We start from the raw sequence: 16,121 nt of genomic DNA on the forward strand, positions 1-16,121 counted from the left end.
GGATCCACTGATCATGTGTCAGAGCTCCTGGCGGGCGAGTGCCAGGAGCCGGTCCACCACCCGCGGTCCGCTCGCCCGCACTCCGTCGTGCTCGTACTCGTCGGTGACCCAGGTGCGCAGCCCGCGCACGGCACGGGCGGTGCGCAGCGAGTGGACGGTGTCGACGTACATGTCGTCGTGGTAGACGGCCGCCGCCACCGGCACCTCGTTCGCGGCGAGCCGGGCCGGGTCGTACAGCGGCCCCCAGTCACTGCGGGCGGCGAGCAGCTCCGCGGCCTCGCGCAGCGGCCGCAGGGCGGGGTCCACCTCGAAGTGCCAGGGGTGGACGGTCTCGCCGGTGAACATCAGCGGCCGGTCGCCCTCGAGTGCCGCCACCGCGTCGAACTCGGGGAACTCGGCGCGCACCCTCTGCGCGGCCCAGCCCGTCGGCCGCCCGCCCTGGGCGTAGATGGCCTCGTGCAGCACCGCGTACAGCGGGTTCGCGGCGAAGGAGAGGACCGGGCGTACGCCCTCCTGGAAGGCGTCGGACAGTTCATGGCCCGACGCCGTGCGCACGAAGGCGTTCTCGAGCAGGTAGTGCAGCTGGTGGCTGCCGTCCCCGCCGCCCAGCAGGATGCCCAGCGACTGGAACGCCTCCGGCGTGAGGGTGTAGCCGCCGGGCAGCCGCGCCGGGCGCTCCGCGAGATGGGCGGCGATCCGCCGGGCGCGCTCCACGTCCTGCGGGTAACGGGCGTAGTGTGCCTCGACCTTGCGCCGGATGCGCGGGTAGGCGGCCCGGTAGACGTCGTCGGCGTGCGCGTCGAGGGACGGCAGGCCGCCGGTGATCAGGACCGTGTCCAGCCCTTCCGGCGCGGCGGACAGGTAGTGCGTCGCGCAGAAGCCGCCGAAGGACTGACCCAGCACCGTCCAGGGCGCTCCGCCGGTGAGGCGCCGCCGGACCGTCTCGCAGTCGCGGACGATGCTGTCGGCCCGGAACTGGGCGAGGTGGTCGGCCTGCGCCCGCGGTCCGCCGCGCTGTGCGAGCGTCTGGCGGTTCTGCGGCGTGGAGCGGCCGGTGCCGCGCTGGTCGAGCAGGAGTACGCGGAAGTCCTGTACCGCCCGCCCCAACCAGGCCTGCTTGCCGATGAACCGGCGGACCGCGTTGCCGGGGCCGCCTTCCAGGTACACCAGCCACGGCTTGCCGGTGTCCGGGTGGTCGGCGGCGGACACGACCTCGCGGGCGTAGAGCTCGATCTGCTCCCCGGCCGGGGCACCGTGGTCGAGCGGGACGGTGAAGTGGTGGTCGGTGAGGACGACTCCCGGCTGCCGGTAGCTGGCCACTGCTGCTCCTGTTCCCTGTGCTCCCCCGCCCGTCCAGTGGATCACAGTGGACGGGCGGGGGTGCCGCGGGGTGGCCGGCGGCGGGCGGAGTGCTCGCCGATGGCACCAGGTAGGGCAGGCCGGCCGGGTCAGCCGGTCGGGAAGTTGTCCGCCGTCCTGATCCGGTCACGGACCCAGACGCCGGCCGGCTTCAGCGAGCCGGTGCCGGTCCAGGGGCCGTTGGCGGCGCAGGTGCCGCTGTTGAACACGGCGCCCGACCTGTTGTCGTCGGAGTAGTTCCAGTTGACCCAGCTGATCTTCTTGCTCGCCATCAGGTCGATGTAGCGCTGCGACATGGTGAAGTCGTTGGCGCCCTCACCGGCGTAGTCCTGGGTGCCGAACTCGGTGACGAACATGGGGACGCGGTCGGCCGCCCGGGACAGGGCGCTCAGGTACTCGTCCTTGTGCGAGGCCGCGTAGAAGTGGAACGTGTACATGATGTTGGAGGCATTGACCGGGCTGTTCACGACCTCGCTCTCGTTCGACCCCTCGGAGACTCCGAGGGAGGACCATGCACGGGTGCCGACGAGGACCGGGGTGTCGGCGTCGTAGCGCCGGATGACCGGGATGAGCTCCTCCGCGTAGCTCTTGATCCTCGACCAGCTCACGCCGCTGGGCTCGTTGGCGATCTCGTACAGCACGTTGGTCTTGTCCTTGTGGCGCTGCGCGATCTCGGTGAAGAAGGTCTTCGCCCGCGAGAGGTTGTGGTGCGGGTCACCGGGGCTGAGCATGTGCCAGTCGACGATCGCGTACATACCGCGTGCGGTGGCCTGCTCGATGATCGAGTGGACCTTGTCGGTGAAGCCGCGCGGGTCCGTCTCGTAGCCGCCCTCCTGGACGTACATCGAGATCCGCAGGACGTCGGCCTTCCAGTCCGTGGCCAGGGCGTCGAGGGAACCGTTCGTGACGCACTGGCTGTACCACTGGAGGCCGTGGGTGCTCATGCCGCGCAGCTGGATCGGGTTGCCGTACTGGTTGCAGAGCTTGGTGCCGCAGACCTTGAGCTGTCCGTTGACACCGGCCGGGGTGCCGCCCGTGGTGGGGGTGGTCTCGACGGCGAGGTGGTCCACGTTCGGCCCGCCGTCGGGTCCGACGGCGGTCGCCCTGATGGTGTTGGTCCCCGCCTTGAGGTCCGCGGTGAGGGTGGTCGTGGACCAGGTGGTCCAGGCACCGGTGCCCGGGAAGGCGCGGTTGTCGGCGGCGAGCGCGCCGTTGACGGTGATGTCCATCGGCCTGCCGGACGTGGTGCCGTTGGCGAAGCGCAGCTTCAGGGCGACCCGTCCCGCCTGCGCCGCGTCGACCGTCCACTGGACGTAACTGCCGCTGACGTTGTCGTAGTTGACGAATCCGCTGCCGGTGAAGCCGGCGTGGTCGGACTCGACCAGACCCCGCGAGACGGTCGCGTTCTCGGCCTCGTGGGTGACAGCTGCGACGGCCGCCGGGGCGGGGGCAGGCCGGTCGGGTGCGGGGGTCGCCGGGGCGGCGGGTGCGGTGGTGAGGGTGAGGAGCAGAGCGGCGCCGAGGGCGCCGATGCTGCCCAGGGGGCGTAGCCAGAACCGTGCCGGTCTCATGGGGGACTCCGTTGGCTGGGCGGATAGCCGGACAGGCCGAAGAATCGGCCGGGAAATGATTGGAAGGAAACTTTCCTAACCGAAGGGTTTAGCAGGGCCTCGCACCCGCGACAAGGGGCATGACAAAACAAGAACCTCCGGCCGCCGCACGCCCGACAGAGGCGGTCCGGCCCGCGCAGGCGGCCGTCCGCCGCTACCAGCGTCCGGGCCCGAGCCGGTTCCGGCAGGTCAGAGAGGCCGAACGGAGGTCGGGCGCGCCGGCGCCCCGGCCGCGGTCCGACGTCACGCGGCGCCGCGGGAGGGCGGGCCCGCGCGTCCCGCCCTCACCGTTCCACCTGTCGGGCGGCTCTTGCCCCGTGATGGCGGTCCGTGTTGATCTGCTGACACATCTCGTAGGAAAGGCGGCCCCATGGCCCTGTTCGACCTGCCTCTGCCCGAGCTCCGCGCATACCGCAGCGCTTCCGCGGAGCCGGAGGACTTCGACGCGTTCTGGACGAAGACACTCGAAGAGGCCCGCGGCCACGACCTCGACGCCCGCTTCGAGGCGGTACCGACCGGCCTCAGCACGGTGGACGTGCACGACGTGACCTTCGCCGGCTTCGGCGGCCACCCGGTGAAAGGCTGGCTGATACTGCCCGCCGGCACCGAGGAGCCGCTGCCCCTGGTCGTCGAGTTCCTCGGTTACGGCGGCGGCCGGGGCCTGCCGCACACACATCTGCTGTGGGCGTCGGCCGGATACGCGCACTTCGTGATGGACACCCGGGGCCAGGGCAGCGGCTGGTCGACCGGCAACACCCCGGACCCGGTGGGCAGTGCGCCTTCCTACCCCGGCTTCCTGACGCGGGGCATCGAGGACCCGCACGAGTACTACTACCGCCGGGTGTTCACCGACGCGGTCCGCGCGATCGAGGCGGCACGCTCGCACCCGCTGACCGACGCCTCCCGCACCGCGGCCGTCGGCGCCAGCCAGGGCGGTGGGATCACCCTGGCCGCCGCCGGTCTCGTGCCCGACCTCGCGGCCGTCGCGCCCGACGTGCCGTTCCTGTGCGACTTCCCGCGGGCGACGACACTCACGGACCGCGAGCCGTACCGGGAGGTGGGCCACTATCTGAAGACCCACCGCGGCCGGAGCGAGCAGGCCGCGCGGACCCTGGCCTACTTCGACGGCGTGCACTTCGCGGCCCGCGGCCGGGCGCCGGCGCTCTTCTCCGTGGCGATGGAGGACCAGACCTGCCCGCCGTCGACGGTGTTCGCCGCATTCAACGCGTACACCCACGAGGACAAGCAGATCGAGGTCTACGACTTCAACGACCACGAGGGGGGCGGCCCGTTCCAGGAAGCCGCCCGGCTGCGCTGGCTGCCGCAGCGACTGACGACCTGACGCCTGGGGTACGGACGCGGCCTTGACCGTGTCCGCAGGAGAGCCTACGTTTACCGAGAAAGCGCTTACTATCCCGGCTCGGCGGCCCGCCGCCCGACCGAAGGAGACGAGTGGTGAGCACGGCTGACCCTGCGGACACGGTCGCGGCAACGGCTGCCGGCGCGACGGCAGCCGTTGCCCGTCCGGCCGGTCAGGCCACCGGCTACGGCGGGCTGCCCGGCGGCATCGGCGTCTCGCGGCTGCGGGTCTACGACTGGCCCGCCGCCGACGGCCTGCGCGGCGGCACCCCGCACATCCACCTGACCTGCTCGGAGGGGTACGCCGTGACCGGCGGGCGCGGCGCGGTGCAGACCCTGACCGCCTCCGGGTTCAAGGAGACCGCCCTGGCGCCGGGCGCACTGGTCTGGTTCACACCGGGCACGATCCACCGGCTGGTCAACGAGGGCGGCCTGACCATCGTGGTGCTCATGCAGAACTGCGGTCTCCCGGAGGCGGGCGACGCGGTGCTCACGCTGCCGCCGCGTCTGCTCGCCGACCCCGCCGCCTACCGCGCCGCCGTCGCCCTGCCGGAGGGCGGGAGGGAGGAGGAGCTGGAGCGAGCGGCCCGCCGCCGCCGCGACCTGGCCGTCGAAGGATTCACGGCGTTGCGCAGCGCGACAAAGGCCGGTGACCTCGAGCCGCTGGCCGCGTTCCACCGGGCCGCCGCGGCCCTGGTACGGCCGCTCGTCGGCGCATGGCGCGACCGCTGGCGCGACGGCGCGGCCGCCGCCGCGTCAGCGACGGCCGCACAGCTCGACGAGCTGGAGAAGGGCGGCGCGGGCCACCTGGCACAGGCGCGGGTCCGGGCCGAACAGCCCTCCGCGCACGGCCGTTTCGGCATGTGCGGGCGCCTCGACGTCTACGACATCGGCTGACGGGCGTTCCCTGCCACGTCACGACCCACCGGCCACAACGGACCACACGGTCCTCGGTCGTACGGACGCGGGCTCTCGGGCGGGCCCACGGGTCTCAGAAACTCATGGCCGTCCCGGAGCGTGGCAGGCGGTGCAGTTCGACCTCCGACAGCCTGCCGCGCGACACCCAGACGGTCATGTACGTGCAGTGCGGCTGGCGTCGGCGGTCGGTCGGCGAACCTGGATTGAGCAGCCGCAGCCCGGCGGGGGCTGTCGTGTCCCACGGAATGTGGCTGTGCCCGAACACCAGCACATCGAGATCGGGAAAACGCTCGGCGCACCGCCGTTCCCGGCCCTGCGCGGGACCCGTTTCGTGGACGACGCCGATGCGCAACCCGTCGAGCTCCGCCAGCGCGACCTCCGGCAGGCGGGCCCGCAGCTCGGGCCCGTCATTGTTCCCGTACACCGCGAGAAGACGCGTGGAGCAGGATTCGAAGAGGTCGAGGGTCGCGCCGTCGACCCAGTCGCCGGCGTGGATCACGACGTCTGCCCGGCGGATGGACCCGAGAAGTTCCCCGGGCAGTCGCCGGGCCCGTTTCGGCACATGTGTGTCGGAGGTCAGCAGCAGCCGCATGCCACCACCATGCGCCGTGCCAGGGCCGATCGCAGCCCGGTTCCTTCCGGGCTGTCCGGGCGGATTCCGGACTTCCGGAAAGTCGTGTGCATACCCCTGCGTGAAAGGGGCACGAGAAGCTCGAGCGCTCGCCCGGCCCACCCCCCTGGCCGCCGGCGAGACGTCGCGGCCCCGCCCCCCCCCCCCCCCCCCGGAGGCGGGGCCGCCTTTGTCTCCCCACTCCTGCATGCCGCCGCTCGTCCGACGGCCGGACGCGACGGTGCCGACGAGCCCGGCGCGACGGGTACACCCTGAGCAGATACGCCGAAACACGCCTGTGACTCGACGTCCGACGCGGGTACCCGACATGGACAAGCTGTCGGCGAGAGCCCCTTACGAGGGTGTCGTCGGCGGCCCGCCACGACGGCCCGGGGCCGGAAGGAAAGGTGAAACCAGTGACCGCTCCTGCGCAACCGCAGCGGGACGAAGGGAAACCCGTGGGGGTAAGGGCGTACGAAGAGGCCGAAGCGACAGAACGAGAGCTGCCCGGGCTCCTCTCGTCCCGGGAGGCCCCGCCCGGTTACCGGGACGGGGTGTCGGCGGGATACCGGTGGGCCTTGGGCCGGGACGCCCGTTCGCCCGTCACCGGAGCAGGCGCCGACGGCGTCCCGGACATGGAGCTGCTGACCGCGGAGATCGACGCCGCGGTGGTACGGGAGGACGAGGCCGCCGGCGATCCCGCCACGCGGGACTACGTGCGTGGCGTGCACTCCGCCCTGGCCTGGATCTGCGGTTACAGCGATCGCCGGGTGTGACGCGGCCACCGCCCCGTGCGCGGGCTTCGCCCCGTCCGTCACCTTGTGACGCCCGTCGTACCGTGACGTGCGCGCTCCGGCGCCGCCTCAACCTGCCTTCCGGCGGCTCGCACCTCATGGTCAAGCCGGCGCCTCACACCCTCGGGCGTCTCGCCCCTTCTGGTCCGTACTGCACTTCACACCTGCACTTCATACCTGCGCGGTGCGCGCGGCCACCGGCAGCTCATGCGCCTGATGGCCGCCGCTGGCGAGCATCCGTACCTCACCATGACCGCTCACCTCGGCGCGTACGATCCCCGTCTCGTCCTCGTAGATCGGGTTGCCTCCCGGCCCTGTCTTGTCGGTGCGCCGCACCACGACCACGTCGTCCACAGCCGCCGCCTGGAAGATGAGTTCGTAGCTCTCCGGATATTCCATGACCGCCTCCCGGTCCCTGCACCGCGCGACCGGGAAACGCGTGCCGGCAGCGCGGCGCCTTCCTTCCATCGTGACTCCGGCGCGCGGCCCTCGCCTGTCCGGGCAGCAGCCGCCGTGAATACTCGTTTGGGCCCCGGTCCCGGCCGTGGAAAGGTGAGCCCGTGACGAAGAACGCGGACACGGGCGCGGAGCGGCTGCTCTACGGATGCATGGGACTGGGCGGGACCTGGGACACGACGCCGTACGGCGCGGCGGACGTCGCCCACGCCGAGGCGGCGGTCGAGGCGGCGCTCGACAGCGGGATCACGGTGTTCGACCATGCCGACATCTACCGGCACGGCAAGGCGGAGGCGGTGTTCGGCGAGGTCCTTTCGCGCGCTCCGGGGCTGCGCGAACGCATCGTCCTGCAGACCAAGTGCGGTATCCGGCTCGCCGACGGTGAACGGCCGGGCATGTACGACCTGCGGGGGGAGAGCATCGTCCGGCGCGTCGAGGAGAGTCTCGTGCGCCTGCGCACCGACGTCATCGACGTACTGCTGCTGCACCGGCCGGACCCGTTGGCCGACCCGGAGGACATCGCACAGGCACTGACATCGCTGCACCGGCAGGGGCTCGTGCGCCGCTTCGGTGTCTCGAACATGAGCGGTCCGCAGATCTCGCTCCTCCAGAGCTTCCTCGGGCTGCCGCTGACCGCCAACCAGCTCGAGATGAGCCTCCACCGCCGCGACTGGCTCGAAGGGGGCGTTCTCGTGAACACCCCGGAGGCGGCGTCGACCGGTTTCCCGCTCGGGACGGTGGAGCACTGCCGCTCCAACGGCATTCGTCTGCAGGCGTGGGGCGCCTTGGCGCAGGGACGCTACACGGGCCGCCAGGAGACCCCGGCGGAGCAGGCGACGGCACGACTCGTCACGTCCCTCGCAGAGGCCAAGGGCACCTCGCCGGAGACGGTTCTGCTGTGGTGGCTCCAGCGGCACCCCTCACGGATCGCGCCGGTCATCGGCAGTGCGAGGCCCGAACGCATCCGCGCGTGCGCCGACGCCGCGCGACGGGACCCGCAGCTCACCCACGAGGAGTGGTACGAGCTCTGGATCACCGCGCGCGGCGCCGCTCTGCCCTAGAGGGCCTGTTCCTGGTCTCCTGCCGGGCCCGATCCGGACGACAGCCCCTGGATCCGGCCCGGCCGGCCCGTCGGCGGCATCAGCGCTTCACGGACCGTAAAGGTTTCTCAATGGCGGAAGATGTCCTTCGTCTTCTCCTTGGCCTGGCGGGCGTCGCCCTTGGCCTGCTCCGCTCGCCCTTCGGCCGTGAGCCTTTCGTTGCCCACGGCACGGCCCGCGGCTTCCTTGGCCTTGCCCTTGGCCTGTTCCATCTTGGCGCGGGTCTTCTTCTTCTCAGCCACGGAATTCACATCCCAGCTGTATTCGACGTCATGGCTTACTGTCTGCTCTCCGATCGGTCCCGCCTCAAACATGCCGGTTCCCCGCCCGTGACATTTGGAAAGCGATTACTGGGGCATCTTTCGGGCAACACGTGGCGGCGGAAAAGAAGGGCGTTCGCGAATCCGCCGCCGTGGTGTGAGTCTGGAGTAATGAGCTGGGCGTCATGGACAACTCGCGATGTATACACGGGACGCGGCGGTGCCCTCACGGAGGAGACCGGAGTGATGACCGGGAACCTCACCGTCCACACCACATGGGCCGACGACACCGCACAGGTCGCTCTGCAGTTCACGGGTGCGACGGACTGGTTCACGATGGCCGGCAGTCCCACACCGTGCCCTTCCGAGGAAGCGAGCCGGGCACTGCACGACGCGGTGGTCCAGGCCGTCCGCAACGGCGGGGGCGCCGTGGTTCCGGCGTGGGCACCACAGGAGGGGAGGACGACCGGGCACTGAGAGCAGTCGTCACAGGCCACGGCTCCTTCTGTGCCGGAAAGCCGCGTGAACGATCCGAAAGAGTCGAAAGAGCGCACAGGGCTCACGCGACCGGTGTGTCCGGGACACGTCGGCATCTCTGCCGCCACTGAGGGGCACAATCTTGCGGACCGGGCATCCCTGTGCGGACACCCGGTGCTCCGCAGGGACAGTCATTCGACCGCGATTCGACGATCAGGAGGATTCACGTTGCAGGACATGTGGATCTACTCGCCCGGCATCGGCCATCGACCGGGACGGGACCTGACCGGTTTCACCGTGGAGACACCGGACGGGGTCCTCGGGCACGTCGACCGGCAGTCCGACGCCCCCGGCAGACAGCATCTGGTCGTCGACACCGGGGCGTGGGTCTTCGGGCGGAGCGTCCTCGTACCCGCGGGGTTCGTCCGGCGGATCAACGCCGATCAGCGGACCGTCACCGTCGTCCCCACGAAGGAGCAGATCAAGAACGCCCCGCCGTTCAGCAGGGACAGCGAGACGACGGACGCCGGCTATCTCGACGGTGTTGGCCGCTACTACGCCGGACTCGACCTCTCGGAACCGCCCGCGATATGACCGGTCCGAATGGACCCCACGACATGACCGGTCCGAATGGACAGGGTCCCCGGGGCCGGAACGTGTGGGCGTGCCCGAGCGTTGGCAGGGTGACGCGGCCGCGACACGCGGCCGCCCGCACGAACGACGCTCGACAGAAGCCGAGGTGGCACCAGTGGCAATGTGGGACCGGATCAAGGACCAGGCCAAGAATCTGCAGCAGGGCCAGGGGAGCCGGAGCCCCGGCGGGCACGGCTCGGGCTCACGGTCCTCGGGCGGCTCCCGCGCCCAGCTGGTGAACACGCTGAAGACACAGCTCACCTCGCTGAAGACGGAGTTGAAGAGCGGGGCCTTCAGAGATGCCAGCATGGCGATGTGCGCCCTGGTCGCCGCCGCCGACGGGCATGTGGACCCGGCGGAGCGGCAGCACGTCGAGTCGCTGATCCTGGGCAACGACGTCCTGCAGAACTTCCCGGCGGACCAGCTGCGCCAGCGGTTCAACAAGCACGCCGACCAGCTCTCCGCCAACTTCCTGCTGGGCAAGGCGCAGGTGATGCAGGAGGTCGCCAAGGCGGCCAAGAAGCCCACGGAGGCCAGGGCCGTGATCCAGACGGGCATCGTCATCGCCGGTGCGGACGGTTACGTCGAGCCGTCCGAGCTGGAGATCCTCCGCGAGGCCTGCTCCGTATTGGGGCTCTCCCCCACGGAGTTCGGCATCTGAGCAGCACTCCTGCGCCGGCCGGGGCGGGTCCGGAGCCCCGGCCGCCCCGGCGGCGGGTCATGGCCGGTGAACAGCTCGGCAGGTGACGGCGACGGGATCGAAGGTGATCCGGGTCAGCGAGCCGTCGTCGGCCCACCGCACCTCGAAGCCGCCGTCGTCCACGGTCACAGCGGCGACAGCGTCGGCCTCGAGAGCGGTGTCCGGCTCGCCGGAGAGCACAGCCAGCGCCGCATAGGCACAGGTGCCCCGCGCCGGGGCGGTGAGCCGCGGCATCACGGCCCATGGCGTGTACGCGGTCCCCTGCGGCGCGCGTACCTCGTCCCTTTCGAGCCAGCCGTGCAGCGGATGCAGCCCGGAATACAGCGCCTCGTCCGGGCCGGTCGCCCAGCCCGTCTGTTCGACGCGGGCGCCGGGCGGAGCGCCGGTCACCCGGTGCACGCGCAGCTCGAACCGTCCGCGGGCGACGGTGACGCTCTCCACCCGCAGGCCGGGCACCATGGGCGGCCCCGCGGGGAACACCGGCCGGTGCCAGGACGCGGCCCAGCCCCAGCCGTCGCCCCCGCCCGCGCCCAGCGGGTGGATACGGCGGCGGACGCTGTGCACGCCGCCGACCACGAGCCCGAGGTGGTTGTCGGCGGTGTTGGCGGTGGACGTCGGGCCGGTGCGGGTGGAGTACGCCTGACGGCCGTAGTGCGGATCGTCGTCGGCGGCCGACTCACCCTCCTGCGGGCGCACATGGTCGCTGCCGTGGTTGTGCAGCCGGACGATTCCGTCGGCGCGGGTGCTCTGCACCAGCAGCCCCGGTGCGGGCAGCGCCAGCACCCGGTCAGGTCCCTCGCTCGGCGCGGCCTCTTCTGTGGCGGTCCACAGCGGATGTCCGGCCGGGGCGAGCAGACAGACGAACGCCTTCGACGCCCAGTACGGGGACGCCGGCCCTGAGTAGTTCTGCAGCGTCTCCTCGTGCCGCCCGTGCCATCCGAGAGTGAGCAGCCCGTCGCGGCCGACGGCGCCACGGTCGAGGAAGTAGCGCAGCGCCCCGCTGATCAGCCTGCGGGAGACTCCCGGCTCGAGCGGCGTGCGGCCGGTGACGGCCCCCAGGCCGACCGCGGAGGCGGCGGCGAAACGGTAGGTGAGGGAGCGCCCGAAGTGGACTGGTGCACCGTCCGAGCCGAAGAGGAGCCCGTAGCTCTCCAGGTGCTCACGCAGCCGCTGCGCGTACGGGTCTGCCGCGGCGCCGGCGAGATGGGAGTCGAGCACCGGATACAGGTGCAGGGCCCAGCCGTTGTAGTGGTCGAACGCCCGTCCGTCGCCGTCGGCGTACCACCCCTGGCCCCGGTACCAGCTCTCCAGCAGTTCGAGAGCGCGCTCACGGGCACGCGCGGTCTCCTCGTCGCCGCGGCCCACCGACTCCAGGAACCCGGCCACGGTGTACGGGAAGAGGTACCAGTTGTTGGGCGAGGGCACATGGCGCAGGGCGCCGCGAAGCCATTCCTCGGCCCGGTCCTGGACGTCCTCGTCGAGCCGGTCCCACAGCCAGGGCCGGGTCATCCGCAGGCCGAGGGCCACGGACGCGGATTCGACCATGGGTTGGCCCGCGATGTCGTGGCCGAGGATCACGGGCCAGGACTCGGTGTCGTCCCGGCCCGGGGTGCGGGTACCGGCGGCGATGCCCTCGGCGTACCGCTCCAGCCATCCGTGCGGGTCGTCGCCGCCGGCTCCCGCGACCCGGAAGGCTGCGGCGAGGAAGGTGCGGGCGTATCCCTCGAGTCCGTCGGAGCGCACCCCGGAGACGGAGGGGCGTCCTGGCAGGTCCAGCAGAGCGCCCCGCGGGGTCGACCACCGCCGGGCGGCCGTCAGCAGGCCGTCGGCCGCCGCCTCCCAGTGCTCACGGGTGTACCCGGTGTACGGACTCAGGACCCGGTCGTCGCCGGGCAGTTGGAGGCTCATGCGAGACGGGCCAGCCTCTCACGCAGTACGGGGTGGGCGAATTCCTCGCCGCCGGCCCAGCGGGCGACCTCCGCGACGGCGAGCTGCGCGAGCCGCTCCCATTCGTTGCCCAGCGAGCCGGCGATGTGCGGTGTGATCGTGACGTTGTCGCAGTCCCACAACGGGTGCTCGGGCGGCAGGACTTCGGGGTCGGTGACGTCCAGCACGGCGCGGATGCGGCCCCTGGCGGCCGCGTCGGTGAGGGCATCCTGGTCGACGACGGCTCCACGGGCCGTGTTGATCAGGACGGCGTCCGGCCGCATGGCGCCGATCAGTTCCCTGCTGACGAGACCGCGGGTGTCGGGCAGCAGCGGGGTGTGGACGCTGACCACGTCGCTGCGGGCGAACAGTTCGCCGATGCCCACGGCCTCGACGCCGAGCGCATCAGCGTCTTCCTCGTCGACGTACGGATCGTGCAGCAGCACCTCGAAGTCGTACGCGCGCAACAGCTCGATCACCCGGCGCCCGATCAGCGAGGCGGACAGGATGCCGACCGTCCGGCCGTAGTTGCCGATGTCGCGCGGTGTCCCGAGCAGCGCGGGGCGGCGGCGCTCCGAGCGTAGTGTGCGCGCGCTCTCCAACGCACGCTTGCCGCTGAGGAGGATCATGGCGACGGTGTACTCGGCGACCGGCAGGGCGTTGGCCGCGGCCGCGGAGGACACGGCGATGCCGCGTTCCCAGCATGCCTCCGTGATGTGGCCGCGCACGGATCCGGCCGTGTGGACGACGGCGCGCAGCCGGGGGGCGGCGTCGAGTGCCGCTCGGTCCAGCGGCGGGCAGCCCCAGCCGGTGACCAGGACCTCGGTGTCGCGGAGGACTTCGCGCGCCCGCCCGGTGGAGAAGTCGTCGAGGGCGGGTCCGGGCGCGAGATCACAGACGTCGGCGAGGGCGGCCAGGGCGATGGGGTCGAGTACGGCGGCTGCCGCGTCCGGTGCCATGGCGAGCGCGGCACGGGGGCGGGCGGAGCGGCCGGGGGCGGCACCGGTGGAGCGGGGCATCTCTCTCCTCGCGGGGTGGGCGGACGGGCCGCGGCTGCGTCCGTCCCACCGTGGTCCCGGACAGAAACCGCTTGCGGAGGAAGACAGCGGGACGGCGGGGCGACTCGGGAGCACGGACCACAGAGCATCCTGAGCGACTGTTCGATCAAGGTCAAGAGAACGATCAGAGGAGACTCAAACGGTCGAACGATCGGAGCGAAGTCCCTGGGCGGATCCGCGGATCTTCAACTCGGGAAGCAGTTCGGCCCGTTGAGGCGGGGCGCCCGGCCGGGTCAGCCGCTGCACGAGCAGTTCGGCTGCCACCCGCCCCACAGCGGCCTTCGGCGGTGCGACGGCGGTGAGCGGGGTACTGCCGAAGGCCGCCACGACGTCGTCGTAGGCCACCACCGAGCAGTCCTGCGGCACCCGCACCCCGCTGTCGGCGAGTTGCTGCACCAGCATCAGGGCGTCGACGTCGCCGTGCAGCACGGCAGCCGTGAAGGCGCGCTCGCGCAGCAGGCGGGCGAGACCGTCGCCGGAGACAGGGCCGCCCCGATCGCCTGCCCCCTGTCGCTCCGCCGGACCAGAAGCGTCGCCTGCCGCCTCCGAGGTCGAGGCGCTCAGCACGACGGCCCAGTCCTCGATCTCCTCGCGGTCCTCGGCGATCCCGGCGAAGGCCGAACGCAGCGCCCGCGCCGTCGGGCTGTCGTCCCGCGCGGCCAGCACGATCCTGCGGTGCCCGAGCGACACGAGGTGGTCGACCGCGAGATGCATCCCGTACCAATGGTCGGAACAGACGGAGTCCATGGCGTGCAGCGCGCTCCCCCGGCGTGGCCTGCGCTCCATCAGTACCGTGGGCACGTCCAGGCCCGCGAGCCAGGCGTGGCCCGCCTCCTCCTCGGCCACCGTGCGCCAACGCGGGGCGATCAGCAGCCCTCGCGCACCATCGGCCAAGGCACGCTCCACGAGCGGGCGTTCGGCCCTGGTGGCCTGCGGGGTGATGTGCAGGGCCACCCGTATCCCGGCGGCGTCGAGGACGGTTCGGGCGCCGTGCATGGTCTCGTACAGATAGGTGTGGCGCTCAGGGACGACGAGAGCGACCGCCGCACCGTCCGCGGCATCCGAAGAGGCGGACGGCCCCTGCGCCTGCTCCACGGACTCGAGCGAACGGGCGACCCCGTGCCCGCGCCGCAGCCGGCCCGCCCTGGCGAGCTCCTCCACGTCCCGGCGGGCGGTCACGACCGAGACCGCCAGTTCGCCGGCGAGGTCGCTGACCCGCACCGACCCTCTCGACCGCACCACAGCGAGGATCCGCCGCCGCCGCACCTCGCTCGGCTCCCGCATGCCCCGTGGCCTCCCCTGACGAGTCACCGCTGATCGTTCGACCGTTCGGCAGGAGAATACCGATCACGGGCGTACGGGCACGTCCCCGGTGGCGTCACCGCCGCGGGAGCGTGAGCGCGGTGCGGGTGCGTCGCGGGGTCAGCCGGTGGATTCGTCCGGTGTCGGCGTCCCGGGCGGCCCGCCCTCGTCGCCGGGGGCTCCGCGCCGGTGGGCGCCTGCCTCGTCCGTGTCGGGCACGTCCTCCCCCGTCTTCTCGGACTGCTCGGCGTCGCGGCCCTGACCGGCCGCCCGGTCCGGCGAGTCCTGCTCGGGCGACGTCTCCTCCTCCGCGCCGGCCTGCTGGTCGGGCATGTCACGCGGCAGCGGGGCGTCACTGTCCTCGAAGCCCTCCGGCCGGTAATCGTCGCTCATTCCGCCTCCTTCGTCGAACGTCTCCAGCGGTGCCGGACGCTTGGCGGGTACCCGCCCAGGCGGCGCCGACACGAGGCGGCCGCACGATCCGGGCGGCGGCGCACCGGCGGTGTAGAAAGAACCATGCGAGCGATCACAGCCGACCGCTACGGCGGTCCTGAAGTCCTGAAGCTCACGAAAACCAGTGATCCCAAGATCGCACCCGATGCCGTCCTGGTCCGTGTGAAGGCCGCCGGTGTCAATCCCGTCGACTGGAAGATCGTCGCCGGCTACCTCGACCCGATCATGCATGCCCACTTCCCGCTGATCCCCGGCTGGGACATGTCCGGCGTCGTCGAGGCGGTCGGCCTGGACGCGACCGAGTTCTCCGTGGGCGACGAGGTCTGCGGCTACGTCAGGAAGGATGAGGTGCAGCACGGCACGTTCGCCGAGCTGGTCGCCGCGCCGGTCCGCACGCTGGCGAGGAAGCCTTCCTCGCTCGACTGGCGGCAGGCCGCGGGCCTGCCGCTCGCGGGGCTCACCGCCCATCAGTCGCTGGCCCGCATCGGCGTCACACGCGGCGACACGGTCCTGGTGCACGCCGCCGCCGGCGGCGTGGGCTCGTTCGCCGTGCAGATCGCGGTGGCCCTGGGCGCCCGGGTCATCGGCACGGCGAGCGAACGCAACCACGACTTCCTCCGCTCGCTGGGCGCCGAGCCGGTCGTCTACGGAGAGGGCCTCGCCGAGCGCGTACGCGCTCTGGCACCCGACGGCATCACCGCGGCCGTCGACTACGTCGGCGAGGACGCCGTGGAGGTCTCCCAGCAGCTGCTCACCGACCGGACCCGCGTCGCGTCCGTCGTGGACGCCTCGGTCACACAGCGCGGCGGGCACCACGTCTGGGTGCGGCCGAGCACCGCCGATCTCACCGACCTCGGCCGGCTCGCCGAGTCCGGCAGCCTCACCGTGCATGTCGAGCACGCGCTGCCCCTGGCAGAGGCGGGCGAAGCGTTCCGGCTGAGCGCGGAGGGCCGTACCCGGGGAAAGATCGTGCTGGAGGTCTCCTGAGTCTCGGGTGCGGCGGGGCGGAACGGGCCGCACGCAGCGCGCCCGACCGCGACGGGGCGGCAACGGAGCGCCGACCCCGACCGGGGACCGCCGGAGGGGTAACAGGGAAACCAGGCGGA

The 16,121-nt window shown here is 71.8% G+C and carries 17 protein-coding genes; 8 read left to right on the top strand and 9 right to left on the bottom strand.

All coding sequences use genetic code 11. From position 1 onward, the window contains the following. Positions 1–18: 18 nt before the first annotated feature. Positions 19–1,320 (bottom strand): alpha/beta fold hydrolase, encoded by a 1,302-nt coding sequence (locus ACIPJI_RS23125; RefSeq protein ID WP_402248467.1) that lies wholly within the window; start codon positions 1,318–1,320, stop codon positions 19–21. Between the two features lie 128 nt (positions 1,321–1,448). Continuing rightward, positions 1,449–2,930 carry a cellulase family glycosylhydrolase gene (locus tag ACIPJI_RS23130; protein ID WP_356619416.1) on the bottom strand — a complete coding sequence of 494 codons (1,482 nt, stop codon included), beginning with the start codon at positions 2,928–2,930 and terminating at the stop codon, positions 1,449–1,451. A gap of 409 nt (positions 2,931–3,339) precedes the next feature. On the opposite strand from ACIPJI_RS23130, the gene ACIPJI_RS23135 reads away from it, so the two are divergent. Continuing rightward, positions 3,340–4,311, top strand: a complete 972-nt coding sequence (locus ACIPJI_RS23135) for an acetylxylan esterase (protein ID WP_356619414.1) — start codon at positions 3,340–3,342, stop codon at positions 4,309–4,311. A 212-nt stretch (positions 4,312–4,523) separates the two neighbouring features. After that, the gene (locus ACIPJI_RS23140; RefSeq protein WP_402248758.1) at positions 4,524–5,225 is read left to right on the top strand and encodes a cupin domain-containing protein; all 702 of its coding nucleotides are present in this window, start codon (positions 4,524–4,526) and stop codon (positions 5,223–5,225) included. A gap of 94 nt (positions 5,226–5,319) precedes the next feature. Here the strand turns inward: ACIPJI_RS23140 and ACIPJI_RS23145 are convergent, their stop codons facing one another. Continuing rightward, the gene (locus tag ACIPJI_RS23145) at positions 5,320–5,838 is read right to left on the bottom strand and encodes a metallophosphoesterase family protein (protein WP_402248470.1); all 519 of its coding nucleotides are present in this window, start codon (positions 5,836–5,838) and stop codon (positions 5,320–5,322) included. A gap of 476 nt (positions 5,839–6,314) precedes the next feature. Between ACIPJI_RS23145 and ACIPJI_RS23150 the strand changes: the two genes are divergently transcribed. After that, positions 6,315–6,632, top strand: coding sequence for a hypothetical protein (locus ACIPJI_RS23150; RefSeq protein ID WP_307710037.1), 318 nt, complete (start codon positions 6,315–6,317; stop codon positions 6,630–6,632). A gap of 189 nt (positions 6,633–6,821) precedes the next feature. Here the strand turns inward: ACIPJI_RS23150 and ACIPJI_RS23155 are convergent, their stop codons facing one another. Next, positions 6,822–7,049: a DUF6296 family protein gene (locus ACIPJI_RS23155; protein ID WP_307710036.1), complete on the bottom strand. Its 228-nt coding sequence runs from the start codon at positions 7,047–7,049 to the stop codon at positions 6,822–6,824. A gap of 161 nt (positions 7,050–7,210) precedes the next feature. Between ACIPJI_RS23155 and ACIPJI_RS23160 the strand changes: the two genes are divergently transcribed. Beyond that, entirely contained in the window at positions 7,211–8,167 is a 957-nt protein-coding gene (locus ACIPJI_RS23160) for an aldo/keto reductase family oxidoreductase (RefSeq protein ID WP_402248472.1), read from the top strand. A gap of 107 nt (positions 8,168–8,274) precedes the next feature. Here ACIPJI_RS23160 and ACIPJI_RS23165 read toward each other — a convergent pair whose 3' ends face one another. After that, positions 8,275–8,448, bottom strand: a complete 174-nt coding sequence (locus ACIPJI_RS23165; RefSeq protein ID WP_307710034.1) for a CsbD family protein — start codon at positions 8,446–8,448, stop codon at positions 8,275–8,277. A gap of 189 nt (positions 8,449–8,637) precedes the next feature. Here ACIPJI_RS23165 and ACIPJI_RS23170 point away from each other — a divergent pair, with 189 nt between their 5' ends. The 3 genes from ACIPJI_RS23170 (at position 8,638) to ACIPJI_RS23180 (ending at position 10,237) form a co-directional block, all read left to right on the top strand. Further along, entirely contained in the window at positions 8,638–8,943 is a 306-nt protein-coding gene (locus ACIPJI_RS23170; RefSeq protein WP_307710033.1) for a hypothetical protein, read from the top strand. Between the two features lie 237 nt (positions 8,944–9,180). After that, positions 9,181–9,537: a PRC-barrel domain containing protein gene (locus ACIPJI_RS23175; protein WP_307710032.1), complete on the top strand. Its 357-nt coding sequence runs from the start codon at positions 9,181–9,183 to the stop codon at positions 9,535–9,537. A 154-nt stretch (positions 9,538–9,691) separates the two neighbouring features. Further along, positions 9,692–10,237, top strand: a complete 546-nt coding sequence (locus ACIPJI_RS23180; RefSeq protein ID WP_307710600.1) for a tellurite resistance TerB family protein — start codon at positions 9,692–9,694, stop codon at positions 10,235–10,237. A gap of 57 nt (positions 10,238–10,294) precedes the next feature. Here ACIPJI_RS23180 and ACIPJI_RS23185 read toward each other — a convergent pair whose 3' ends face one another. From ACIPJI_RS23185 to ACIPJI_RS23200, 4 genes are all read right to left on the bottom strand, one after another. Beyond that, the gene (locus ACIPJI_RS23185; protein ID WP_402248474.1) at positions 10,295–12,184 is read right to left on the bottom strand and encodes a DUF2264 domain-containing protein; all 1,890 of its coding nucleotides are present in this window, start codon (positions 12,182–12,184) and stop codon (positions 10,295–10,297) included. After that, positions 12,181–13,221: a hydroxyacid dehydrogenase gene (locus ACIPJI_RS23190; protein ID WP_402248476.1), complete on the bottom strand. Its 1,041-nt coding sequence runs from the start codon at positions 13,219–13,221 to the stop codon at positions 12,181–12,183. The genes ACIPJI_RS23185 and ACIPJI_RS23190 overlap by 4 nt, the downstream gene beginning before the upstream one ends. A 174-nt stretch (positions 13,222–13,395) precedes the next feature. Then, positions 13,396–14,544 (bottom strand): substrate-binding domain-containing protein, encoded by a 1,149-nt coding sequence (locus tag ACIPJI_RS23195; protein WP_402248478.1) that lies wholly within the window; start codon positions 14,542–14,544, stop codon positions 13,396–13,398. A gap of 138 nt (positions 14,545–14,682) precedes the next feature. Further along, a complete protein-coding gene (locus tag ACIPJI_RS23200; RefSeq protein WP_356619400.1) occupies positions 14,683–14,955 on the bottom strand; it encodes a hypothetical protein in 273 nt (90 codons plus the stop codon). 123 nt (positions 14,956–15,078) lie between these two features. Between ACIPJI_RS23200 and ACIPJI_RS23205 the strand changes: the two genes are divergently transcribed. Further along, positions 15,079–16,002: an NADP-dependent oxidoreductase gene (locus tag ACIPJI_RS23205; RefSeq protein ID WP_402248480.1), complete on the top strand. Its 924-nt coding sequence runs from the start codon at positions 15,079–15,081 to the stop codon at positions 16,000–16,002. Positions 16,003–16,121 lie beyond the last annotated feature (119 nt).

Source organism: Streptomyces sp. NPDC086835, assembly GCF_044745705.1.
In the GTDB taxonomy this organism is placed as follows: domain Bacteria; phylum Actinomycetota; class Actinomycetes; order Streptomycetales; family Streptomycetaceae; genus Streptomyces.